The 24,002-nt window shown below is 49.8% G+C and carries 20 protein-coding genes; 16 read left to right on the forward strand and 4 right to left on the reverse strand.

The features are described 5' to 3' along the window. Window positions 1-52: 52 nt before the first annotated feature. Complete coding sequence (locus HS100_04505; protein ID MBE7433153.1) at window positions 53-5,551, reverse strand: hypothetical protein; 5,499 nt, start codon at window positions 5,549-5,551, stop codon at window positions 53-55. Window positions 5,552-6,137: 586 nt separating this feature from the next. Between HS100_04505 and HS100_04510 the strand changes: the two genes are divergently transcribed. The 3 genes from HS100_04510 to HS100_04520 all read left to right on the forward strand — a co-directional run bounded on the left by HS100_04510 (window position 6,138) and on the right by HS100_04520 (window position 9,664). Continuing rightward, the gene (locus HS100_04510; protein MBE7433154.1) at window positions 6,138-6,941 is read left to right on the forward strand and encodes a VWA domain-containing protein; all 804 of its coding nucleotides are present in this window, start codon (window positions 6,138-6,140) and stop codon (window positions 6,939-6,941) included. Between the two features lie 143 nt (window positions 6,942-7,084). Further along, on the forward strand, window positions 7,085-7,888 hold the full coding sequence (locus HS100_04515; GenBank protein MBE7433155.1) for a hypothetical protein: 804 nt from the start codon (window positions 7,085-7,087) through the stop codon (window positions 7,886-7,888). Window positions 7,889-8,389: 501 nt separating this feature from the next. Continuing rightward, entirely contained in the window at window positions 8,390-9,664 is a 1,275-nt protein-coding gene (locus tag HS100_04520; protein ID MBE7433156.1) for a protein kinase family protein, read from the forward strand. 238 nt (window positions 9,665-9,902) lie between these two features. Here the strand turns inward: HS100_04520 and HS100_04525 are convergent, their stop codons facing one another. From HS100_04525 to HS100_04535, 3 genes are all read right to left on the reverse strand, one after another. Then, window positions 9,903-10,592: a nucleotidyl transferase AbiEii/AbiGii toxin family protein gene (locus tag HS100_04525; protein MBE7433157.1), complete on the reverse strand. Its 690-nt coding sequence runs from the start codon at window positions 10,590-10,592 to the stop codon at window positions 9,903-9,905. Window positions 10,593-10,600: 8 nt separating this feature from the next. Further along, window positions 10,601-11,185, reverse strand: a complete 585-nt coding sequence (locus HS100_04530) for a hypothetical protein (protein ID MBE7433158.1) — start codon at window positions 11,183-11,185, stop codon at window positions 10,601-10,603. A gap of 487 nt (window positions 11,186-11,672) precedes the next feature. Then, window positions 11,673-11,789 carry a family 1 glycosylhydrolase gene (locus tag HS100_04535; protein ID MBE7433159.1) on the reverse strand — a complete coding sequence of 39 codons (117 nt, stop codon included), beginning with the start codon at window positions 11,787-11,789 and terminating at the stop codon, window positions 11,673-11,675. 289 nt (window positions 11,790-12,078) lie between these two features. Between HS100_04535 and HS100_04540 the strand changes: the two genes are divergently transcribed. The 13 genes from HS100_04540 to HS100_04600 all read left to right on the forward strand — a co-directional run bounded on the left by HS100_04540 (window position 12,079) and on the right by HS100_04600 (window position 23,988). Further along, window positions 12,079-12,894: a DUF4097 family beta strand repeat protein gene (locus HS100_04540; protein MBE7433160.1), complete on the forward strand. Its 816-nt coding sequence runs from the start codon at window positions 12,079-12,081 to the stop codon at window positions 12,892-12,894. Window positions 12,895-12,934: 40 nt separating this feature from the next. Continuing rightward, window positions 12,935-13,975, forward strand: coding sequence for a zinc-binding dehydrogenase (locus tag HS100_04545; protein ID MBE7433161.1), 1,041 nt, complete (start codon window positions 12,935-12,937; stop codon window positions 13,973-13,975). Between the two features lie 113 nt (window positions 13,976-14,088). Then, complete coding sequence (locus HS100_04550) at window positions 14,089-15,243, forward strand: hypothetical protein (GenBank protein MBE7433162.1); 1,155 nt, start codon at window positions 14,089-14,091, stop codon at window positions 15,241-15,243. Then, on the forward strand, window positions 15,240-15,896 hold the full coding sequence (locus HS100_04555; GenBank protein ID MBE7433163.1) for a class II aldolase/adducin family protein: 657 nt from the start codon (window positions 15,240-15,242) through the stop codon (window positions 15,894-15,896). Before HS100_04550 ends, HS100_04555 begins: the two co-directional genes overlap by 4 nt. Further along, window positions 15,893-16,357 (forward strand): PTS sugar transporter subunit IIA, encoded by a 465-nt coding sequence (locus HS100_04560; GenBank protein MBE7433164.1) that lies wholly within the window; start codon window positions 15,893-15,895, stop codon window positions 16,355-16,357. The genes HS100_04555 and HS100_04560 overlap by 4 nt, the downstream gene beginning before the upstream one ends. Window positions 16,358-16,466: 109 nt before the next feature. Then, entirely contained in the window at window positions 16,467-16,766 is a 300-nt protein-coding gene (locus HS100_04565; GenBank protein MBE7433165.1) for a PTS galactitol transporter subunit IIB, read from the forward strand. A gap of 47 nt (window positions 16,767-16,813) precedes the next feature. Next, complete coding sequence (locus HS100_04570; protein MBE7433166.1) at window positions 16,814-18,082, forward strand: PTS galactitol transporter subunit IIC; 1,269 nt, start codon at window positions 16,814-16,816, stop codon at window positions 18,080-18,082. Between the two features lie 86 nt (window positions 18,083-18,168). Further along, window positions 18,169-18,468 (forward strand): hypothetical protein, encoded by a 300-nt coding sequence (locus HS100_04575; protein ID MBE7433167.1) that lies wholly within the window; start codon window positions 18,169-18,171, stop codon window positions 18,466-18,468. 39 nt (window positions 18,469-18,507) lie between these two features. Next, on the forward strand, window positions 18,508-19,650 hold the full coding sequence (locus HS100_04580) for a cysteine desulfurase (protein ID MBE7433168.1): 1,143 nt from the start codon (window positions 18,508-18,510) through the stop codon (window positions 19,648-19,650). 20 nt (window positions 19,651-19,670) lie between these two features. Further along, window positions 19,671-20,639, forward strand: coding sequence for a sugar-binding transcriptional regulator (locus HS100_04585; GenBank protein MBE7433169.1), 969 nt, complete (start codon window positions 19,671-19,673; stop codon window positions 20,637-20,639). An 11-nt stretch (window positions 20,640-20,650) separates the two neighbouring features. Further along, the gene (locus HS100_04590) at window positions 20,651-21,676 is read left to right on the forward strand and encodes a thiamine pyrophosphate-dependent dehydrogenase E1 component subunit alpha (protein MBE7433170.1); all 1,026 of its coding nucleotides are present in this window, start codon (window positions 20,651-20,653) and stop codon (window positions 21,674-21,676) included. After that, window positions 21,669-22,655, forward strand: a complete 987-nt coding sequence (locus HS100_04595) for an alpha-ketoacid dehydrogenase subunit beta (GenBank protein MBE7433171.1) — start codon at window positions 21,669-21,671, stop codon at window positions 22,653-22,655. Before HS100_04590 ends, HS100_04595 begins: the two co-directional genes overlap by 8 nt. 19 nt (window positions 22,656-22,674) lie before the next feature. After that, window positions 22,675-23,988: a 2-oxo acid dehydrogenase subunit E2 gene (locus HS100_04600; protein MBE7433172.1), complete on the forward strand. Its 1,314-nt coding sequence runs from the start codon at window positions 22,675-22,677 to the stop codon at window positions 23,986-23,988. Window positions 23,989-24,002 lie beyond the last annotated feature (14 nt).

Raw genomic sequence — 24,002 nt, forward strand, 5'->3', positions numbered from 1 at the left:
TCCCGTTTGAAAACGAAAATGAAATGCAGACAGTACCTTGTTGGGATAAGTCTTACGGCGGGGGAATGATGGTGGGAGTATCGGGTACTTGTGAGCCCGGCACTTCAACCAGCGTCCTCATATAAGTTTCTGCGACCCACCCAGTAGGATCTGAACAGTTATTATAACTGAACAACAGAGTTGTCCCAGTATTGCTTACTTTGCATATTAATACAGGGATTTTGTCGAATAGAAACTGCCCCTCCAATGAGTTTCCAGGGTTCTTTGGATCCCATATTGCTAGTTGCGTTTTGGCAATACCAATTTGTGGTGATAAAACCTCTCCAATCTTTATATCCACGGCATTCGCCCAGTAAACCGTTTCATTACAAGTGGCTATCGATTCTCTCACGAGGGAGTAGCGGTCCAGGACTTGGTCATACCCGCACAATACTATTCGTTCATCTTTTCCCAAAGTAAAGGCCACCACGCTAAGTGTTTGGTCGTTGTAAATTCTAATCCCGATAACGCGGGGTAACCCAATTACAAGAGGTTGAAAAGGAGTTGGTGTCTCACTAGGTATTGTGGTTGGCGAGTTTGTCGGAATCTTGGGAGTGAAAGTGTAAGTTGGCGTTCCCGTGGGTTCTTCGGTCGGAACCGCCATTGGGGATTGGAGAAATTTCAGAGCAGGAGTTCGAACTGCTAAACCAATCAACACTAAGATAACCACAATAGCAGTTATTCCAATGAGATTAATTTTAGGCCGGGGTATTCCAGCAGATTCGGAAGTTTGTTTAACTAAATCCCTGTCCACCCCCTCAGACAAGTCATGAGAATTGTGAATAGATTGATTAGCGGCAATATGACTTATACCGATGAGACTTTTCCCTCTCTCTATCAATTCGCGGACAGACTTTTTGATCCCAAAGATTTTCTCTTTAATTCTTCGAGATACAATGAGGTTTATTATCAGTGGGCGTTCCCCAAGTGGTGCTGCTATAGACCATGCCTTAATATAACTTATCGAATCTATCACCACAAATATGTCGCTCATCGTATTAAGTTTTGATTCAAATTGAGCAACCTCGCCTTGAAGTTTGCTGATGGCACTATTATTCGGATTCAGATTAAGGGCTTCACGCAACAATTGGTTGATTGTGTATAACATATTTCTCGCGACATCGAGTACCGGAATTTCTTTATTTTTATTAAAACCCTCCACTAGATCCAATTTCCACCACAACTGGAGCTTCCTATACACATCCTGGGCCGTCTTTAACTTGTCTTCTGCAATTTGCGTTTTCTCTAGTATCTCTCTTGTTCTAAGACTATCCAATTCTCTTAGTTGTCCCTCAATAACCTCACGCTCTGTTTCATTAGCGTAACGGAGTACATCTGAATATAGGCCATAAGCGGTGCCATAATCTTTCCTTTCCTGAGCTGCACGGGCTGCTACCTTAAGAGAGCTTATTTTCGTAGACAGTGCATTATTGATTTTAGTTTGTAAGAGGAATATCCTTTTGTTGGGAATAGTCGGATCAAGCAACAACTTCTGAGCCTCATCATATTGCTCGCTTTGTATGAGGTTTTCGATATGTTCCTCCACGCGTACCTGCTGTTCGATTGCCTCCAGCAAGGCATTCATGTAGTTGGCAATACGGGTGGGTCTGGTGGCTATAAGTTGGCTAAAATCGCTCCTTACTTTATAAGCTTGCTCGGCAAGTTTTGCCCCTCCTGGTTGTAACAGAGCGATGCATGCTTGAGCAATCTCATCGAGTGATTTGATTATTGGATCTGATGAGTATTCTTTCCTCAAGCTTTGATAGGTCGCAAGAGCTAAATCGAAATCCTTCGAGAGAATCGCATGTTCAAAAGCCAATAATCGTTCAAGTTGTATACTAAGACTTTGAGTTTCACTGTCGTCATCAACATCGAGACTGGAAAGTGCATTTTTTGACTCAAGCAACTCAAAACTTATCAAGTGCTCTCTCGCTACCGATATCGCTTTAGCTCGATCGGTAAGATTAGAGGCTACGGCAATAATTTCAGAAGACGGTTTAACCTGAGTTATTCCAGTTATCTGCGAAAGCCTATTAATAATTTCAAGCGCATGTTTGTATTTCTTACCGCGGTTTGCCTTCAAGAGATCGAGGCTCAGGGCTTCTGTGAGTTTGAGACCGTGTTGGTACAGCAAATCATCAATTGCCTTGAATAGCTCCTTGACTCTGACTCTGTTCTGATCAGCCTTTGATTCCAACGGGGAAAGACGCCGCTTGAGTTGATCTAACTTTAATATCATTTCATCATCGATTTGACTCTGTTTTCGTATTTTTCTAAATTCTTTAACTCCGTATTGGTAGAGTTTGGCTTCTTCGCGAATATCTGAAATCTCTACTTGTAGCTGATTATCGCTTGGGTTTCTTTCTAATAAACGCAATAAGAGTTCCAGGGCATGTTCATATTCTGAATTGGCTACCTGTTGTTGAATCTCATTCCGTATTCGCACAGCCTCTTTTGCGAGTGCGTCTTGCTCGTGGAAACGGGACCGCATCGCCTTAATATCACGACATTCTGGCCAAAAATCTGCTGCCTGATCCAATTCAAAATTAGACAATTCCAAATTCCCACGTTCGAAGGCACTTTGGGCGGCTTCCAGATGTATCTTAACATCGGATATAACCGCGCGCAACTTCGCCACGCCCTGTTCCTCATAAAATTGCTTGGAGTATTTCCAGGCAAGATTCCCAGGTAGTTTTGCAATGGATTTGCTTGCAGCGTCGAGATCACCTGCTGTAAAAGCAGCTTTTAGATCAAGAACCGTGCCTTTAAGTGAATTTATCTCGTCTTTGGCATTCCTAAAAACCAGACGGAGTTTTTCTACACGGGGAGAGGTAGTCAATTTCTCAGGAATACTGTTCAATTTGGCTAAGGCATCCGCCAGATCCCCCGACTCAAATGCGTGTTCCGCGGCGCGATAGGCCTCAAGTGCATCATTTGCCCATCTTATATTGATATCTATGTTAGTGTTTAGCCTTTTCAGTTCCTGCTTTTCCACCAAGTCAATCTTGGATATAACTTCGACGGCTGACTGATAAGAGATAAGGGCTCTTTCCCATTCGCCGCTTTGTGCTAAACTCCTTCCCTCTTCGAGCCGACTACCTGCTTCCTCACGTACGTCTTTCTCTGACAAAATTAAATCTTTCAACCTCTGGAGAAAATTGGTAGCAGGCGTCGATTCCTCTATGTTCTCTAACTCTCTAAGAGCTTCATCATATCTTCCATTTTCCCGAGCAACGTGAACCTGATCTACTCTTGATTTGAGTTCCGAGATCTTCTGGCGGATATTAGCCACCTCGATTTCAAGCCCTATCGTGCTGATTTCGTCAATTACATCGAGTGCCATGGCAAATTCACCATTAGCCAGAGCACCATTCAGGGCTTGTTGGAGCCGAGAAACCCTGTCAATCTGAGTGATTTGTAAATCTATTTGTTCTCGAAAAAGCAAAATTGAGGGGCTCGTAAAATTTGACGATGCTATCCTTTGCCTTGCTTGATTGAGTCTGTGCCGCGCATCTTCTAATTTCCATCCGCGCACTAACTTTGCCGCATCTTCGAGAGACTCTTTTGCTGTATTGTACTCGTTTCTACCCACCAAAACTCGCTGAGCTACCGCCTGAAAAGATTGACTCTCTGGATAAAGTTTAAGCAGTTGATCAACTTCATTCCGCGCTTCTTCATAATTGTCATCATCTAACTGTTTTTGCAATGATGCCTGAAGAGATCCTGCACGTGAGATTTTTTGGAACAGTTCCTGAGCTTCTAAGGTTGACTGAAAGTGAAGTGCTTGCTGTAATTCCTCGATGGCAATGTCAAATCGCTCGTTCTTTTCATTTATCAGAGCACGTTGGTAGTGCCGGCCATACTTGATTTTCCTTTCAAAGCTGTCTGTTGCTGAGTTACTTGGCAACCTCCCCTTAAGTTCATCGAGAATTATTGTGGCCTGCTCAAACTGATTTTTCCTAAGCGCCTCATCTGCAGATTGAAATAAACCTGCAATTTCATTTGAACTATACCATCCATTTCTAGCCTTCTTGCATTGATAATCGATGGTAAGGGCATGTAAATAGGAATCCTTAGCCTCCAAGAAGTTGCCCGCATTAAGATGGTCATCCGCAGATTTTAGCAAGGTTTCCAAGTCGTTGACAATTTGGTAAAGAGCACGAAACTCGGGATAATCATTGTTGTCAAGTTGGCTAAGCGCTAATTTATATTCATCATTTTCTAACAATTCTCGGACATTTTTACAGATTGTTAACGGCGCTATTTCTCCTCTCTGAAGGAAAATCAATTCAAGAAACAGAGCGAGGGCCACCAGACTTGGAGAATAGAATAATGATTCAAGGAGGAGATTTCGTGCAGATTCATAGTCTGCAGCAATAAAGGCTTTCTGGGCGAGCGATCGTTTTGCATCTGCCTTGCGACCCGCTTGCTTAAGGAAGTCCGGTTCAATAGGGTTGGTAGATAGCCATTCGATTAGTCCCGGATTCTTCAAATCATCCAAAAGGACTTCTGTATTTCGATATCGTCCTTTTTCTGAAGCTGATATCAATTCCTCTATTAGGAGTCGTAATACAAAAGGCAATCGCCAACCACTTTCTCCAAAGTCAAGTGTAACGTGTTCACCGCCACTCATAATCATAAATGTTGTCCCTGGGACATCTTCGTCGATACGAACATCGGCGCTAATGCCCTTCCCTATGTACTTTCGGCCTACGAATAATTCATAAAGCAACTTTCCAAATTCACGAAGATCCTTTTGCTTCTGCTCATTTGTTGCTTTCTGTGATGCTTCATTCCAATCAATTACCTTGATTTTCATTTTCTCGTCATACCAAAAAATATGGTTCTCCTTGAAGTCCTGATAGGCAATTCCAATGGAGTGAATCTTAGATAGAAGATGCGCGAAATGTTGAGCAATCAAGAGTTTGCTTTGTAATGTTAGCTTGCCCTTATCCAACAAATTGTCGAGATCATCATATCCATCCCCCACATACTCTAATGCTAAAAATGGCAGACCAATATTCGGATTCTCTAAGAGCGACTTGGAAGCTTCAAGAGATTCGACCAATAGTTTATGATCCTTATCACTCCCACTAAAAAAGTCAATAAGAAAAAGTGGAAATTCCGTATAAGCAGCAGCTGGATAATTAAGACACAATACTTCTATATCCTCCCGCATTTCATCGATAAGTTCTAAGTTTTTAAGACCTATAGAGACCCCCCGTAGCATGACCCCTTCGCCAATACCGTTCTTTTCTAACTCATTCAGAATTATCGCTTCGCGTACAAAATCACTCACTAGTTTGTCGGGGGAGCCTTGCTCTGCAGAATGTTTACCTAGTAAAGCCGCGAAAATGTGCGGGTGGAGAATCTTTATCACCACCTTTTCCTCGGCAGGCTCATTTGTTGATGCTAAAAACGCCCCTGCCAAGTATCCCTCTGAACCCAAAGGGTACCTTATGAAGTAATCTTTGGACCTTATTCGAAATGGCTTATAAATGCTTTCTAACATACGGGATCCCTTGGGCTACTCTTTTCACCATATGCATATGAAGGATATGCACTCTTTGCCACCATCTTCCATAATTTGTAACTGTTGCATTTCAGTTATTTTGGGCACTTTAGGATTTACGGTGAATCTTCCTTGAAAACAACCAGATATGGGCAATTTCCGGTCGCACTTCGCAATATATAGTAGGGCATAATAGCAAATCCCAGACAACTTTATTTTACCGGACTTTCGCCAATATTGTTTACGCACCATATTTGGTGGTTTATTGAAAAGTCAAAACACCATATATGGCAGTCGTTTTTTCAAAATTTCGCAAAACCATAAAAAGGCGATACTACAGTATTTTACTATAGTGCAGAAGATAGGACAAAACGGCACAGATTTTTGGATTAAACACTACTCCACACTTGCTAACCTGTGATGATTGCTGTCTGCACTTGAAAGCGACTAAATACTGTGCTATGATCACGGTTGAACAATGGTATGGATACAACCCAGGGGTTGTCGTCTATTACCTTCGGATTGTTCGCGTGTCTGATCATATGTTTCAAGGAGGATCGAAATGGAAAAGTCGCATGTCGCAAAAATGAGTAGTAAGAGACCTGGTCTCATCCTTATACTTGTGGATCAATCCGGGTCGATGGGCGATCCCTACGAGGGCGAAACAAAGGCCACATTCGCTGCCAAAGCAGTAAATCGAGTAATCTATGAGATTATTCGAGCCAACGAGGCCGGCGAAGAAGTGAAGAATAGATGTAGTATAAGCGTGATTGGCTACGGAGCCAGCGTCAGTCTCCTTGTGAGTGGGGTAATAGGAGATATCGCCAAAAGCCCCGCGCGTGTTGAACAGATTATGAGAAAAGTTCCAGATGGAGCAGGGGGATTGGTTGACATGCCGTGGGAAATGCCAATCTGGATCGAGCCAGCATTTGCTAATGGTACACCAATGGCAGAAGCGTTTGAACTAGCTCATGCTGAAGCAGACAAATGGGTGAAGGATCACACAGATAGCTTTCCGCCCGTCTTAATCAACATTACGGATGGTCAGCCAAATGATATGTCTAAGGCGCTTAGTGCTGCCAAAGAATTAATGAAACTTCGTAGCAATGATGGTAATTTACTTCTTCTGAATGCACACATTCAACAGGCCGCAGGAGGAGAGATCTTGTTGCCGATTTCTGAAACTGGGCTTCAGGATGAATTTTCCAAATTCCTCTTTAGCATTTCTAGCGAATTGCCAGAAACAACGCTTACAAATGCGAAAATGGCTGGTTTCAACCCTGAAGGCGCGGCTAGGGGATTTGTATATAAGGCCGGCGCAGAAACACTGGTCAAGCTTCTCTCATTTGGTTCCACAATGGGTGATTTGCGCGCAGAGGGACTAGCTTAGTCCGATTTAGAATTTATTTGTTCATAACAAGGTCATATAAAATCACTAGAATTTAAATCAAAGATGCGAACATGGCTACTGAATACGAACTGTTTAGATAAAATAGAGTCTGAACTTTTTAGTCGTAAAGGGATGACACGCAAATGAGCGGCCTTACTTCCGTAATGTTTCGCATTCCTAAGGAGCTTGAACAGCTATCTGAGTGTCAAGATTTTGTCGGCAGAAAACCCTCGAAGAATTTATTCTGCCTTGCAGATGGAGTGGGGCAATCTTTTTTTCCAGCTGTATGGGCACGGACTCTAGTACATTCATTCATAAACCTGAGCGATGAACAACTTGATCACTTGTTGGTCCAGAGAGAATGGAAAGAATGGTTTTTACCATTGCAAGGTCAGTGGTCGGACGAGGTCAGGGAAATTGTGGATCACGCTAGACCCGAGAAATACTTTCTCCGAAACAGGCTCCGCGAGCAAAAGCCAGCAGGCTCGACATTTGTAGCAATACGATTTTATGAAGAGGGGGATTCTGTAAGGTGGAAAGCTTTATGCATGGGAGATAGTTGTATCTTCCAAATCCGTGACAACCTTTTAATGAGGTCTTTTTTGCCTACAGGATCGGCTGACTTTGACAATTTTCCATCATGCTTTACCAGTGTTGGAAGACAAGCTAACGAACCGGTATTCACTGAAGGTGGTGCGAGACGTGACGACTCTTTCATACTTGCATCTGATGCATTTGCCAAATGGTTACTAAAGATACATGAGGAGAATGAAGATCAATTTTCTCAAATGATGACGAGAATTATCGATCTTAAGTTTTTCTCAGAATTCCGTGTATTAATCGAATCTGCAAGACGAAGCGATATCAGTCTTGAAGATGATGACACATCCTGTATAGTGATTCGTTTGTCAGGGATAGACACAACATCGGCACCCCTCGTGGAGTAAAGCATTCAATAATTGGAAGAGACTTGCTGGTGTTGTCTTAGTATTACTACGCAAGGTAGGTATTTTCACGATGAAAAATCGGACGCAAATTAGCGACTATTACTCGCAACCTTGCGTTGAAACAGTAGTCTGTTCGTCGAATACATCAATATTCTTCTATATTTAGACCTTCAGACATGGCGATCCAAGATGTGATTTGGATTTGAAAAGGGTTATAGTCAATTGCAAGTTCTATGTTGATGTATAGTAACTCTATTACGAGCACCAGGCGAAAACGATGTTATTAATATTATCAACTCACGAGATGTATCTTATTGGATTCAACGACAGCCTACTCAGGCAATCCGGAGTTGTCGACATGATCAATCGTCTTCTTTACATGAAGCATGGTCAAAGGGATTGCGAATAATTCTTTTTATAGAGTGCGAGACAGATGGGTTCAAACCGTCATGTATAGAATAGCGATGTGCATTCCAAAACACTCCTAATGAAGGATTCATAATGCCAAAGAAATATCCAAATGCGGCAGATTATGATTTCGCTGTGACTTATCTCGATAGAACCGTCCAGTCGTTACGATTCAAAGGTGGAACGCCGCGAAAAAAGAAAACCGGAATTGGGTTGTTCGCGCCGGCAGGAGGCTACTCGCGAGTTTACCTAATTGATTTCAGGCAGCCCAAAAAACCAGCCAAGGCAGCTTTGAGGTGTTGGACAGCAGAGGTTACTGATGCATATAGAAAATATCAAACAACCGCCGCATACCTTGGCACAAGGCACCTTAGGTATTTCGTTGAATATGAATACATCCCAAGCGGCATTATCGTAAATAATGAACGTTATCCCATCACTTATATGGAATGGGTTGAGGGCCGCACATTAGACAAATACATAGACGAGAATATTTCTAATCCACAAGCCCTAACTTTTCTTGCCGACGAGTTTTTGACAATGGTAAAAGAACTTCATGCGAACAAGATCGCGCATGGAGACCTTCAAGATGGGAATATCCTTGTCGTGTCAAATAACAATGGTATTTTCTTGAAGTTAATCGATTATGACTCACTTTTTGTTCCAGGACTCGAGAACTTCCCAGATCAAATCAAAGGGCTACCTGCTTATCAATCTCCCAATCGCGGCGATAATAAATTTCTCAATCCAACTCTTGATTACTTTTCGGAGTTGATAATATATCTCTCTTTGTTAATCTATTCAGAGAAACCGGGACAATGGAAAAAAGGTCAGCAGGACAGGGAATTAGTCTTCTCAGAAGCAGATCTATTAAGCCCACGCACATCCGCAGCTTTTACAATGGCATTGTCATTATCGCCAAAGGTGAGGTACTTAACCAGAAAGGCAGTTGATTTCTGCCACATCCGAGACATCAGAACACTCCCAAGCCTAGAGACTGTTATTCGCGAAGGGGAACAGTTAGGCTGGCATATTGGGGCTATTGTGCCAACACCTTTGACCATACTTCCAAAACAGACTCTACGAGGCAGAGTTGCTAGCTCTACGGTTTACAGTAATACCAAAAGATCCAGTCCAATCAAGAATATCAAGCAAGTACCAAGTAATTCCACTAATCCAAACACAAATAAGGCAACTTACTCGTTGATCCGGTGTCGGGTTTGTGGTGAAGTTGTGCAACAGCCAGCTAGTATCTACTGTCCTAATGGGCATGCAATATATGGCATGGTAAGATGTCCTAACTGTAGTAGACAGATTCCTTACAAAGCGGTCAATTGCCCGCGCTGTAAGAAAGCAACCGGCTGGTAATGTAGCTTTGTAGGACAGAAGTATGAATTGGTAAATTTTAAATTTGTTACTAGTGATATATTATTATTGTTGTCAATTCAATCGAGTTTTGCCAATGTAAACTTGATGAACGCAATATTAGAAAACGCTTGTGCAGTGGCTGTGGTCATAAGGTGATGATACCACCGCAAACTTTCATTTCAACAAGATTTGCACCAATTTCTGAAAGCAAATTGCTTCCCCAGGAACCGCCCAGCAGCTAACTCCCCAACCTCAATTTCAACAAAGAAATTGTCTCCTCACGTAATTTGGCTTTTGCCCAATCCTTCTGGCTAGACGTCAAAAACTCCCCAACCCCGTCCAGGATGTGGCGATTGCTCATCTTTTCCAATTGCACTATGCAAGTTTGCAGGAACGTGTCGAAGGACATCCCGGAGCGTTCTTCAACGATCTTGCGATTGATCGAAAACCGCTGTTGAAGAAAAAACCAAACGTCGTAAATGTCACGGCTGGTCTTGCCAATCCGTTCGTGCATGGCGACCAATTTATGCGCGAAAACGTCCTCGGGAACCATCACAAGCATGGATACACCCAAATAGGTCTTGATCTCGTAGCGGGAACCGAATTGCCGCCGGTTGATTTCCACCTTGATGTGGCGGGCCGTATCCTCGTAAGACAGTACGTAGAAGAGACCGAAGCGCCTCCTGTTTGCTTCCCGGATCGTTCCGTACTTCTCGATGATATTCGTGACACGTTCGAATACAACCTCTTCTTTGCGCTCGTCCAACAAGTCGAAGTCGAGATCGACAGAGAAGCGATCCAAACCGTAGAACATCAAGGCAGCAGTGCCGCCCTTGAAACCCAGGAAAGGCGCGATCATTGTGTCCGAATAGATGTCCTTGAGGATTTGAAAGAGGATGGTCTTGTGGGTAGAGATATCGAGTTTCATGGTTATCCCTACTTTGAACGGTTTACTTGCTTATAAAACCTGCGTACCCGACTTGCCATTCTTTGGTTATGGTAGATTGGAAGCATGTCGAATATCTTATTCCAATCCAAACCGTTAGGATTGTCAATTTGATACCCGCCTCGGAGATAGAAGGTATCCAACAAGGCGCGTTCCCTGGTTGCAAAGGAGTTCTCATTATTATTTTCGACGCCCATGGGATGGGTGAGGATGGGCATCTTGATCTTCCTGAATGAGTAGACCTGTCCATCCACCTCGATATCGCGTGTCAAATAGGAAGCAACGCTGATCCGGGTATGGAATTGGAAGATCAGACCTTCCCGGGCAAGGATGGTCTCAAAACTTACGTAGGAAGGGGTAAATATCCGTGTAGCAAGTTCCAATTTACTGTAATTCTTATCCTTGGCGTAGAGTCCCTTTCGGATGCGATGTAGTTTTCCGCGCCGAACATAATAGCTGAGCCGGACCCGGACAGCTTGCGTACTTGGCTCTTGCCACAATAAGGCTATGTCTTCCAAGGTGAAGACGGTCTTGGGGGGTCGTAAAAGGGTCTCTAAATACTGGCTTTTTTGCATGTTTCGCCTGGAAATTGGTTTAATACTAATTTCCAGTTCACATAATACAGTATTTTACTTGTGAGGTCAAGCGATCAGCATGGACTTGAGGCTCTGGCAACGTTTGCCAATACAGGATGCCCTACAGTTGGAAATGATGCTCTAAGCTGTGCAGGATAAGCCGCACTATGGATACCGGCGGAACGCAGTTGTGAGCGGCTGGGATTCCGGCATGCCTGGCGGCTTTGAAAACTTAGCTAGAATTGAGTTGACTATTCCAAATGCCAATTTTCCACCACAATGAACCTGGCGGTTAGTTCAATCGAGTTTTGCCAATGTAAACTTGACCAAGGCGATATTAGAAAACGCTTATGCAGTCGAGGTGGTCATGTAGAAAGTTTATCACGAAGAACTTTTTTATTCGCTTGGCTCATTCAGAACCCCCCCTTTTCCGAGTGACATCTGCATACAACTCCCCTGAATTCTTGGCGATACATTTCTGGGTGGCTTAGTCGGTACGGGTCAGACCGAAGCGTTTGGAAAAGCCATATCCCCATTCGAAGTCATCCACCAGTGACCAGATCTTATGCCCGCGAACATCAATGCCTGATGCGGGTGACTGCATTGTGCTGTAGATGGGTCAACTCAAATTGTCGATGCGCGACTAAGTAATCGGTCGTAAGTTTTTAGAAAACAATTTTCGGCTCAAGCCGCCATCCTCGGCGGCGGGGACGCCGCCAAGAGCAAATCTTTGTAAAATTATTTTCGACAAACTACTTATCATCGCATCCTGGATTTATCGCGAACGATTGCGGATTTGACAGGCAGAGGATATTGAATCGCCGCACCTGGCGGATGCGCTGCAATACAGACCGAAGATGATGAGGTAAACTTAGTCTCATCATTATCCAGTCGTGAAAAAAATCGTTTCCGTCCCCCTGTGCCTGTTTCTCTTCGCCTGCGCGTCTGGGAACCCACCCACTCAACTGCCAATTCGCGTTGCGCAAATTGCTGAAGGTCAATCTGTATTCATACACCTCAACATGGGCTCGGTGACCGTTCACGGCGGCGAAGAGGGGCATGTGACCGTTGCTGGTCAAACACTCTCCCCCGATCAAACCGAATATAACGTGACGACGGTGAACGATCAAATCCAGTATGTTTTCAATTACACAGGAAAGCGATCTTCCGATCCACCGGTTCATTTGGAGATTGGCATTCCAAATAATGTCTCGTTGACAATCGAGACCGACTCTGCCTCCATAATAGTGCGCGATTACACGGGCGAGGTGGAAGCAGCCTCGGTTTCGGGTGCCATTTTGATTGAAGATGTTCAAGGGATGGTGACGGCGCGTTCCAACCGCGGGGATGTGACCGTGAAGAACAATGCGGGAACAATCAGCATCGTTGGAAATTACGGCGTGTTGACTCTCGATGGCATAAAAGGGGATATTGGTGTTTCGACAATCATGGGAACGATTATCTTCTACGGCTTGATTCATGCAGGCGACAAGGTCCATCTTGAGACGGATCATGGACCTGTGGAGGCGTATCTCGATGCGGAGTCCAGCCTGACGCTCGCCGCGCAATCCACCAGCGGCGACATGGCTTGCATGTTAGCTGGCATCAATTCATCCACGCGCTGGTGCGACGGAAAATTTGGGGCAGGCGACGGAGCGTTGCAGATTCGAACTGTGAGCGGGGCAGTCTGGATCCGGATCATGCCTTGATACGCAATATGCGACACCAGACATTCAAGGCGGAGGAAACATGAGAAAAGAAATGCGTGCGGTGGTCTATCTCGGACCAGAGCAAATCGAGTTGCAGAGTCTCCCCATTCCCGAGCCGAAAGAGGGAGAGCTTCTGGTCAAAGTTCGAGCGGCGACCACTTGCGGTACAGACGTAAAAACCTACCGGCGCGGGCATCCCAAATTCCCGCCGCCGTTCGTATTTGGTCACGAGTTCGGAGGGGATGTGGTGAAGGTTGGGAAAGGGGTGACGCAATTCCACGAAGGAATGCGCGTCACGGCAAACGTCTTTGCCGAGTGTGGGGAATGTTATTACTGCCAGCGCGGACAGGGAAACTTGTGCGAGAACCTGGTATACAACTTCGGTGCGTTCGCTGAGTGCATGATCATCCCGGCTTCTATAGTGCGCAAATCAACGTTCGAGATCCCCGCTCACGTCCCCTATGCTCATGCAGCGTTGCTGGAGCCGCTAGTCACGGTGGTGCATGGCTGGCATAAGGTGGCGGTACAGCCGGGGGAAACAGTGGCAATCATCGGCGCAGGCGGACCGATCAGTTTGATGTTCATCCAGTTGTTGTTGCGCTCCGGGGCAGGGCAGGTGATCGCCATCGGTCACAGTCCGGCGCGGCTGTCGGTGGCGAAAGAACTTGGTGCAACGTATTTGGTGAATGCGAAGGAACAGGATGCGTTGACAGTAGTCCGCGAGCTGACGCACGGTTTCGGCGCGGATCTGGTCATCGAGTGCGCCGGAACCAAGTCCACATGGGAAACTTCAGTGGAGGCAGTGCGGCGGGGCGGACGGGTGCTGTGGTTTGGCGGCTTGCCAGGCGGAACAAAGGTCGCGGTGGACGCGTGCCGCGTCCACTACGGTGAGATTGACCTGCTCAACATGCATGGCGGGACGGCGGCAGAAGCGCGCGAAGCGTTCGAACTGATTGTCTCCGGGGCGGTCAATGTCGCTCCGATGTTGAGCGGGGAGGTCTCGCTGGATCAGGTGGAGCAGGCGCTGAAGCGTATGATGGCGGGTGAGGTGGTCAAAATGGTCATCAATCCCGATTTGTGAACGTGTATGACATTTGTCATGACTTTGTGAAACCTGTTGACAGGCGCCATCCAAATACCCTATAATTCACATATGTGATTATGTATTCACAAGTGTGAATATAGGAGATTTTCATGTCTGGATCATTGACGCCGCGTGAGCGCATCGCGGCCGCCTTGAACCACAAGGAACCGGACCGGGTTCCGATCACCCTGGGAGGGTCAGCCAATCACCTGACGGAGCAGAGATACGTTCTGCTTCGGAATCACTTCGGGGTGCAGGATGTGCCGCGGCGCACGCTGGTGGGCTTCTACACCACGCCGGATTACAACCCCATCCTCGACAAACTCGGGACCGACTTCCGCTTCATCCACATCCGCCCGCCGAAAAATTATGTCGCCAATTCGATGATCGGGGAATTCCAGGAGTTTGTGGACGAGTGGGGTATCACCCACCGGTTGGTCTCCGGTTACTACGATCTGCATGGCGCGCCATTGGGCAAGGATTTGTCCATCGAAAAGATCGAGAATTATCCATGGCCCGATCCGTACGACCCAGTTCGCTTGGAGGGGGTAAAGGAGGAAGTGGAACACCTATATTACAACACCAATTTCGCCATTGTCGCGCACCGCCCGGTCTACGGCAACTTGTGGGAAATGACCCGCGCGCTGGTCGGCATGGAAAATGCCCTGCTTCTCACCGTGATGGATACGCACATTTTCGATTATCTGCTCGGCAAACTTGCGGAGGTGCTGGACGGTTTCTATGATGCCTTTCTCAGCGTGGTCGGACCGTATGTGCAGGTCGTTGAAATGGCGGATGATTACGGCACGAACGCCGGTCCCATGTTCAACCCGGCGGTGTATACCAAATACTTCAAGCCGCGATATAAAAAATCCATCGACATGATCAAGAAGAAAGCGCCCAACGCGAAGGTGCTGCTGCATAACGACGGCGCGATCCGAAAGTTCATCCCTGACCTGATCGAGACAGGCTTCGAGATTCTCAATCCCATCGAGGGGCATCTGCGCGGCATGGACCCGGTCGAGTTGAAACGCGACTTTGGCAAAGACCTCACCTTCCAGGGCGGCGTGGATGTGAAGACGGTTCTCAACAACGGGAAAGTTGAAGACGTGCGCCGGGAGGTGCGCCTGCGCATCGAGCAGATGGGCGAGGGCGGCGGTTACATTCTGGCGCCTGCCCACAATTTCAGCAACGACATCCCGCTCGAGAATATGCTCGCCTTTTTCGAAGCCGGGCACGAACTCGGAAAGTATCCATTGAAATGATCCTCGAAGAATTGCGCGCTCAGGTTCTGCGGACTGCCCTGCTCCTGCCGAAGTACAACCTCGTGTGGATGGCGGGAGGGACGGTCTGCGCGCGCGACCCGCAAACGGGATACATCGTCGTCACTCCCAGCGGATTGGACTACGAACGCCTTACTCCGGACGACATGATCGTCACCGATATGGATATGAATCTTGTCGAGGGTAAATTTCGCCCGTCCGTAGCGCTCAACCTGTGGGCCGGTTTCATGCGCGCCCGGCCAGACGAAATTTACGCGGTCATCCATACGCACTCTCCACATGCGACCGCGTTTTCAGTTATTCACCAATCCATCCCTGTCATCACCGAGACAATGGCAGACTGGTTCGGGCAGTCCGTGCCGGTGACACGCTACCTGAGCGTGGAAGATCCTGAGTTTTCCACCCTGCCCATCAAAGTGATGGGGAACAGATACGCCGTCCTGCTCGGCAACCACGGACCGATCACAGTCGGCAGGACGCTCGAATACGCCCTTGAACGCGCGGTGACGCTGGAAGAAGCAGCGCGCACCTATTTCATTGCATGTGCGATAGGCAAGCCTGTCATTTTATCCAAAGAACAGGCGACTGCTTCCTTTGATTATTACCACAACCGTTACGGACAAAAGAAACCATGACGCTGGAATTCAACGAAGCCTTGATCGCATTCGATGTACAGGCGCAGAACGCCCGTGAAGTCATTGACCTGTTGGCGGTGAGGATGCATGCGCAGGGACTTGTCACCGCAGAGTACGGCGCGCAGACCTGGGAACGGGAACTACATCATCCCACCGGGCTGCCGACAAAGCCCTTCTGTATCGCCTTTCCCCACGCGGATTCCGAGGGAGTCCACCGATCCGCTTTAGGGGTGGCGATGATGCGTCAGCCGGTGGTATTCCAAAATATGGCGGATCCGGATGAAGGTCTGGAGGTGAGCGTTGTCTTCATGCTGGCGAACCGTGATCCGGAGGAGCAGATCCAAACGTTGAGAAACCTGGCCGAGTTGTTCGGTCAGCCTGAAAAATTAGTTGAATTACGGGAACAAGCCAATCTGCAGGGGGTCGAATCCTGGCTCAGGCGTGAACTCCGCCTGGGTTGAGGAATCAGGAAATGGTTTGTTTTCGAGAAGGAGGCAGGTCGCTGGAGATGTTTCAACTGATTCATTCCGATGGTCGCGAATTTTGTATGAAAGGAGGCAGAAGGAAGATATGGGTAAATTGATCGTCGTAGCCTGCGGCGCTGGCATCAACACCTCCACGATTGCGGAGGATACGATTCGTGAGCGCATGGCAAAGGAGGGGTTTGCAGACGTGGAGGTCAAGCGAATTCTGATGGCTGACATCGAAGGCTATCTGACGCGCAGCGACCTGGTCTTAATCGTTTCGATGATGAAGATCTTCCGTACCTTCGATGTTCCGGTCATCCAAGGCATGCCCTTCCTGATCGGCTCGCAGGAAGAAAAGAACGTACTACTGGAAAAGATTGTCGACGTAGTCAAAAGCAAGTAGCCGGAGGTTTTCCGGCCACAAATAAGATCTCAATAGGAGAATACAAAATGGAAATTCTACAAAACGCTGTTGCCTGGTTCCTGGGACTGGGCTCCACCGTGATCGTGCCGATCGTCCTGATCATTCTGGGTCTCATCTTCCGCGTTGGCTTTGCCAAAGCCGTGCGCGGTGGTGTCACCACGGGTGTCGGTCTGGCAGGCTTGTTCCTGGTTGTCAACCTGATCATCTCTGCCCTGCAGCCGGCCGTTCAGGCACTGGCGACCAACATGGGCATTGAGAAATCCTATGTGGACGTCAACTGGGCCGACGCAGGCATTGCCTGGGGCTGGCCAGGTGTCGCAGGACTGGTGGTTTCGATCCTGGTGATCAATGTGCTTATGGTGGTGTTGAAACTCACCAAGACCTTGTGGACGGATGTGTGGTCCTACTGGCACGGCTCCGCGTTGGCAGGCTTCGTCTGGGCGCTCACCGGCGGGAATGTGGTGTTGGGTATCGCGGCAGGTGTGCTCTACCTGGTGTTGGGCAGTCTCATGAGCGACTTGACCGCCAAGAAATATCAAGAGTTCAACGACATGCCGGGCATCGGCGTGCCTTGCGGTACGACGGTGCAAGCCAGCCTCTTCGCCATGCCCGTGGTCTGGGTGCTGGACCGCATTCCCGGTCTCAAAGATTGGGACGCCTCCCCCGAAGGCATCAAGAAACGCTTCGGGCTGATCGGTGAACCCGCAATCCTGGGTCTCATTCTGGGCTTTATCATTGGTATCGCTGCGGGTTATAACGTCCAGCAGTGGCTCGGCTTGGGGATGCAAGTGGCAACCATGATGGTCGTCCTGCCCCGCATGGTCTCGATCATCGCTGAAGGCATCGTGCCGATCACCATGTCCATCGTCCAGTACATGCGCGAACGCTTCAAGGATCGCGAGATCTTCGTCGCGGTGGACTGCGCCGTCCTGCTCGGTCACCCGGCGGTAATGGCGTCCTCCGTCATCCTGTTCCCGTTGTGTGTTTTGCTGGCGGCGGTTTTGCCTGGCGTGCAAATGCTGCCCATCGCTTCGCTGGCGGTCATTCCGTTCTGGGCGGGCGCAGTGGTGCCTTATACCAAGGGTAACGTCATCAAGACCGTGATCGTAATCCTGCTCTACTCGATCCCGTTCATGTACTTCTCCACGCTGACCGTGGATTCACACACTGCCGCCTTCGAGATGATGGGGCAGTACGGCGAGCAGATTTCACAAGGCTTGAAATTGGCTAGCTGGGATATGGGCGGCGACATCCTCGGCTTCTTCATCCAGAGGCTGTTCGGATTGTTCAGCTAAACCTACAATTAAATAGAGAGGTGGCTTCCGCTTTACTAAACTGGGCGGAAGCCATCCACTCTCCAAGGAAAGATCGAGAAGCAGACATGAAATATAAAGTTTGTGTGGTCGGCGGACATTGCTCCAACCGGGTGATGATTGTGGCAGAACAACTCACCGAATTCTTCGAGAAGCACGGACTCGATTGTCAGGTCGTCACGCACCTTGCGGCGGGCGAATACGGCTTCCCTCCGCACTCGAATCTGATCCTGCAACTGCTGCCAGCCTTCACCGAAGCGGAGGCGGGCTGTCCGGTCATCAACATCAAGCCGTTGATCGGCGATCCCATGCACCCAGCCACCCTCGAAAAAATACTGAAACAGATACGGGCTGATTACATCATGTAACCATTCAGTATGTGCCTCAGTGACTTTATCGGAGATTGTATGAGTCATCGAATTTACCTGGATTACTGTGCAACAACCCCGGTCCACCCGTACGTGCGGAACCGGATGCTGGAGGCTTTGGATGCCAACTTTGGCAACCCCTCCAGCCTGCACTGGGCGGGGAAGGATGCCCAGAGACTTGTGGATCAAGCCCGGGCGGACGTTGCCGGCGGGATCGGATGTCGCCCGGACGAGATCATCTTCACCAGCGGAGCGACCGAGGCGGATAACCTCGCTCTTTTCGGAATCCTCAAACTGTTCCCATCCAAAGAAGCTCATCTCATCACCTCAGCCATTGAGCATCATGCCGTCCTGCACGCCGCGCATCGCCTCGAGCAGGAGGGATATGCCGTGACGTATCTGCCGGTGGATAAACACGGCTTGGTGAACTCTGAAGATATGCGGAAGGCGATCCGTCCCCAGACCAAACTGATCTCAATCATGTCCATAAACAACGAGGTTGGCTCCATCCAGCCGGTCTCAGAGATCGGGAAGATTGCCCGCGAACACAACATCCTCTTTCACACCGATGCCGTCCAGGCAGTCGGTTTGTTCGATGTGGATGTGGACGAGTTGAACGCGGATTTGCTCTCGCTCTCGGCGCACAAAATCTATGGACCAAAAGGCGTTGGCGCATTGTACGTCCGTTCGGGAATTGAATTATTCCCGATGCTCTTTGGCGGATCTCACGAACGTGCGCGCCGTGCCGGAACCGAAAATGTGCCCGGCATCGTGGGCTTGGGTGCAGCGATGAAACTCATCCGAGAACATCGCGCCGGGGAGCATGCGCGGCTGACAGGGCTGAGAAAATACCTGGTGGATGGGTTACAGGCTACCGGTCTGGATGTGACCGTGAATGGATTGGAAGATACGACCTCGCCGCACGTCATCTCCGTTAGTTTCCCTGGCACAGACGCGGAAATGCTGCAAATACGCCTGAGCAATGAAGGCGTCGCCGTCTCACTGGGATCCGCCTGCAACTCGAAATCCATCGAGCCTTCGCACGTGCTGACCGCAATGGGGCTGCCGCGCGAACAGATCGAAGCGACATTGCGCATCTCGCTGGGCATGTTCACCACGGAAGCCGAGATGGATGAGTTCATGAATGTGTTGGTCCGCGTTTTGCCTCGCGTAGCAGTATAAATTTTTATTGGAAGGAATGTATGAAGGATAAACGAGCCACCCAGGACCGCGCCAGTCTGCTGGCGGATGTCGCAGAGATGTATTACCTGGAGGATAAGAACCAGTCCGAGATCGCCAAAGCCGTGGGTGTGACGCGTTCGATGATCTCGCGGATGTTGACGGAGGCACGGCAGAGCGGCATCGTGGAGATCCGCATTCGGCGCGCCGCAAAATCGGACCCTGACCTGGAACGAGCGTTAATCGAACGCTTCGAATTGAAGGACGCCTTTGCAGTGACGGCTCCAGCAGAGGGCGAGCGTCTCGTACGCGCGCTGGGAAACGCAGGGGCGCAACTGTTGAAACGCTTCGTCGCACCGGATATAACCCTCGGTCTGGCATGGGGCACGTCCATCAGCGCAACCGTGGACGCCTTCGAAACCTCCGAATCGATTCCGATGCGCGTTGTGCAATTGGTCGGCGCAATGGGCGTTCGCAACATGGAATATGACGGCCACGATCTGGTATCGCGCCTTTCGGAAAAAGTGGGCGGGGACGCATATTATCTGAACGCGCCATACGTTTGTAAGGACGAACAAATGGTGGCTTCCCTGTTGGAAACAAAGAGCATCCAAGAGACGGTCAAGGCGGGTAGAAAAACAGACGTGGCGCTAGTGGGGGTCGGTACAACATTGCCCGAATATTCCAGCTTTTATCTGGCGGGTTATGTTTCACTTCAGGAGTTGAAGGATTTGCGGCGCGAAGGCGGCATCGGCGATGTTTGTGGATTGCATTTCGACATCCACGGTCAGCCTGCCTGCGAGGAATTTACGCGCCGCTTGATGACCATCCGCCGCAGGGATTTGCTGTCCATTCCGATCCGTTTGGGTGTGGCGGGCGGCGAAGGTAAAGTGGAGGCAATTCTCGGCGCGTTGCGTGGCGGGTATGTCAACGTGCTGGTGACGGATACTCCAACCGCCAGAAAAGTGCTCGACATGGCGGATGATAAATAATCGAGGCTTTCATGGCGAAACCAAAGGTGAAGGAAAATATTATACAGGATGATTTTAACGAACGCGTAAGAAGGCTGGGGTTATCCGATGAGACGTTGATCGGTTTGTATCGGACAATGTGTACCGTCCGCCATTTCGAATATACAGCAGATCGACTCTACGCGGAGGGAAAAGTCCACGGCACGATGCATCTCTCGGCTGGGCAGGAAGCGGTGGCGGCAGGCACGCGTCTGGCCTTGCAACCTAACGATTACCTGATCAACCATCATCGCGGACACGGTCACTTCATCGCCAAGGGTGCAGATGTCAACATGATGATGGCAGAGTTCCTGGGCAAGGACACGGGCTACAACCACGGACGCGGCGGTTCAATGCATATCGCGGACTTTCAATCCAACAACCTGGGCGCAAATGGAATCGTCGGAGGCGGAATCCCGCAAGCGGTGGGCGTGGGACTTGCCCTCCAGATGCAGAGGCGCAAGGAGATTTGCATCTGCATCTTTGGCGATGGCGCATCCAATGAGGGCGTCTTCCACGAAGCCTTGAACATGGTGAGTTTATGGAAACTACCCGTTCTTTACGTTTGCGAGAACAACAAATACGGCATGTCGATGGACGTGGAGCGCGTCGTGGCAAAATTGCCGATCGCCCAGCGCGCCGAAGCGTACGGAATTCCCTGGTCAACCGTGGACGGCAACGATGTGATTGCGGTATACGAAACCATGAAGAATGCCGCTGAATACGTCCGCGCGGGAAGCGGTCCCTATTTTGTGGAGGCGATGACTTATCGTTACTTCGGTCATTCCAAGAGCGATCGCAACTTGTACCGCCCCAAGGAAGAGATCGAAGATTGGAAACAGAATCGCGATCCCATTATGCGTTTCACCAAATGTCTGCTTCGATCCGAGATCCTTGGCGAAGAACAGGCGCGGGAGGTGAATGCGCAGGCGGAACAGGTCATACTCAAAGCGGTGGAATATGCCGAAGCCTCTCCCGATCCCGACATCTCGACACTGATGGAATACGTCTATGCCTGAAATGACCTATCTCGAAGCAATCCGTCAGGCGCTCTGGCAAGAGATGAAACGCGACGAGTCCGTCTTCTTGATCGGCGAAGACATCGGTGTATATGGCGGCGCCTTCGGGTTGACACACGGCATGTTGGACGAGTTCGGTCCAGAACGCGTGCGTGAGACGCCCATCTCCGAAGCGACGATTGTCGCCACCGCGGTCGGCGCCTCCCTGCTGGGAATGCGCCCCGTCGCCGAGATCATGTTCATGGATTTTGTCCTGCTCGCGCTCGACCAGATCGCAAATCAAGCCGCCAAGATGCGCTTCATGTTCGGCGGGCGCACCAGCGTCCCCATCGTTGTCCGCATGCCTGGCGGTTCTGGCACTGGCGCGGCGTCGCAGCATTCGCAATCGCTAGAAAGCATTCTCATGCATTTCCCGGGGCTAAAAGTCGTGAATCCCTCCACGCCATACGACGCCAAAGGTTTGATGCTCGCTTCCATCCGCGACCCGAATCCTGTCTGCTTTGTCGAACATAAAGCGCTGTACAAAACGAAAGGCGATGTGCCAGAAGACGATTACATAATTCCCATTGGCGTGGCGGAGGTCAAACGCGCGGGACGCGACCTCACCGTCGTTGCCAACAACATTATGGTGATGAAGACTCTCAACGTCGCCAAACGTCTTGCGCAGGACGGCATCGAGGTCGAAGTCATTGACCCGCGCACACTGCTTCCACTCGATACCGAAACCATCATCAACTCGGTTGTCAAAACGGGACGGCTGCTCGTAGTTCATGAAGCCTGCCAGACGGGCGGCTGGGCAGGCGAAGTCATCGCGTCGGTCGTCGGCAGTCCCGCCTTCGATTACATTGACGCGCCGGTGCGGCGGCTCGGCGGCAAGGACATCCCCATCCCCTACAACCGCGGTCTCGAAAAATTCGCCGTTCCGCAGGAAGCCGATATCGAGAACGAGATCCGAGCAATGGTGGGAGGCGCGCTCTAACATGCCCATCCCATTCATCATGCCTAAGTTTGACATGGACCAGGAAAAAGCCACCATCATCACATGGTCCAAAAAAGAGGGTGACTTCATCAAGTTCGATGAAACCGTGCTGACCGTGGAAACTGAAAAAGTGGCGATTGATGTCCCCGCACCCGCCACTGGGACTCTCGCTCGCATCCTGTTCAAGGACGGCGACGTGGTTCCAGTGACTAAGGTCATCGCCTATATTTTGAAGGAAGGTGAGACGCTTGCAGATTTACCTTCAATGGCTGACGTGCCCTCGCCTCTTCCCAAGCCAGCGGCTGCTCCTGTTCCCCAAACCGTGAACGCCGCCTCAGCCGCTTCCATCCTTGCCACACCGGTCGCGCTGCGCATGGCAAAAGAAGAAGGCGTGGACCTCTCCAAAGTTTCCGCGACGGGTGAGCGTATCACACGCGAAGACGTGGAACGATTCCTCGCGAGTAAAAAACCGGTTGGGCGCGTGACCGTCGCCGCCACGCCCGCCGCCCGCCGCGTCGCGCGCGAGAGTGGAATCGCCCTCGAAACAGTGGCGGGCTCGGGTCCGCGTGGACGCGTGCAATCCGCCGATGTGTCGGAGATGGCGAAACCGATCCCTGCACCCGTCATCCACGAGCGCGAGGCGGAGGTCATCCCGTTGACGGGCATCCGCCGCACGATTGCCGAGCGGATGCAGCAAAGTTTCCAGGAGTCGCCACACATCGCCCTGACCGTGGATGTGGACATGACCGAAGCGGAAAACGTCCGCAAGCGATTCAACGCGCAAGCCGAAAAGTTGGGGCAACCGCGCGTCACCCTCACGGCGCTAATCATCAAGGTCGTGGCGTGGACGCTGGTTCGCAACCCATACCTCAACGCTTCATTCAACGGCGATTCGATTTCCCTGTGGAAAGACGTGAACATCGGCGTCGCCACCGCCGCGCCGCAAGGCTTGATCGTGCCGGTGCTCAAAAGCGGGGACAAATTGGGCGTCAGCGAGATCAACCTGCGTCTGACCGAACTGACAGACCGGGCGCGGGATAACAAACTGAAATTGGAGGATGTACATGGCGGCACGTTCACCATTTCCAACCTCGGTATGTTCGGCATCCGCCAATTCCGCGCTGTGATCAACCCACCGGAGAGCGCCATCCTCGCTGTCGGGAGCATCGTGCGGACACCCATGGTGGTGGACGAAAACGACCGCATCGAAGTCCGACCGGTGCTGTCGCTCACCCTCTCCGCCGACCACCGCGTGATTGACGGCATCGTCGCGGCGCGCTTCCTGTCCGACCTGGTGACCGGGCTTGAGTCGCCGTCCATGCTTTTGTATTAAGTGCCAGGCTTTCC

The organism is Anaerolineales bacterium (assembly GCA_015075725.1).
Lineage (GTDB): Bacteria > Chloroflexota > Anaerolineae > Anaerolineales > Villigracilaceae > Villigracilis.